Source organism: Mycobacterium sp. E183, assembly GCF_001667735.1.
In the GTDB taxonomy this organism is placed as follows: domain Bacteria; phylum Actinomycetota; class Actinomycetes; order Mycobacteriales; family Mycobacteriaceae; genus Mycobacterium.
Window position 1 is genome coordinate 1 of record NZ_LZJN01000124.1, and the last position, 999, is coordinate 999.

Below are 999 nucleotides of genomic sequence, written 5' to 3' on the forward strand. Positions count from 1 at the left end.
TTCACCGCCCTGCACGCGGTGAGCGCCCTGGCCATCACGGGTGGCGACACCCCGCCCCCGGCCCGCATCGTGCTGCTGTCCGACGGCGGGGAGAACAAGCCGTCCAATCCCAGCGACCCGCACGACGGGGTCTACACGGCGGCGCGGCTGGCCCGGGACGAGGGGGTGCCCATCTCGACGATCTCGTTCGGCACCAAGACCGGCGAGATCGAGATGGACGGGCAGCGCGTGGCCGTCCCGGTTTCGACGGACCAGATGAAGACGATCGCCAAGCTGTCCGGCGGGCAGTCCTACACCGCCAGCAACATCGCCGAGCTCAACAAGAGCTACAACGCCATCGAGAAGGACATCGGCTATCGCACCGTGGCCGGGCCGGGCAGCGCCGGGTGGCTGCGCCTGGGCGTGATCACCGCCTTGATCGCGACGGCGCTGGCGCTGCTGATCAACCGGCGGCTGCCGGTCTGATCGTCAGGACGGCAGCCGGCGGTTCAGGAACAGGCCGGCCAGGATCGCGCCGGCCAACGCGACCGCCCCCAGCAGCATCCACGCCAGGCTGGCGTCGCCCTTGACGGTCTCGTACCCGATCTGGCGCTGCAGGGTCGAGTAGACGTTCTTCAGCGACTCCAGGCTGTCGGCGTGGAACGCCTGGCCGTCGGTGATCTCGCAGATCTTCTGCAGCGTCTGATCGTCGACGGGAACCGGGATGGTGGCGCCCTCGTACTCGACGGTGCCGTACGGCGTCCCGAAGGAGATGGTCGAGATCTGCACGCCCGCGGCCTTGGCGGCCCGGGCGGCGGTGAACGCCCCCTGCGGGGCGTTGGCGTCCAGCGGCACGTTCTCCGCGCCGTCGGACTCCAGCACGATGCGCGCCGGCGGCGGGCCGTCGCCGCCGCCCATCACCGAGCCCACCGTCGCGATCGCCTGCAGGGCGGTGAAGATGGCCTCGCCGGTGGCCGTGCTGTCGGCAAAGTCGAGCTTCTTGAGCGCGTCGATCGTCGC

General features: G+C 70.5%; 2 pseudogenes. One reads left to right on the forward strand and one right to left on the reverse strand.

The features are described from left to right. A pseudogene (locus A5691_RS12865) lies at positions 1 to 465 on the forward strand (hypothetical protein); the annotation flags it as partial. A gap of 3 nt (positions 466 to 468) precedes the next feature. On the opposite strand, the pseudogene A5691_RS12870 reads toward A5691_RS12865, so the two are convergent. Next, positions 469 to 999, reverse strand: a pseudogene (locus A5691_RS12870) (hypothetical protein); the annotation flags it as partial.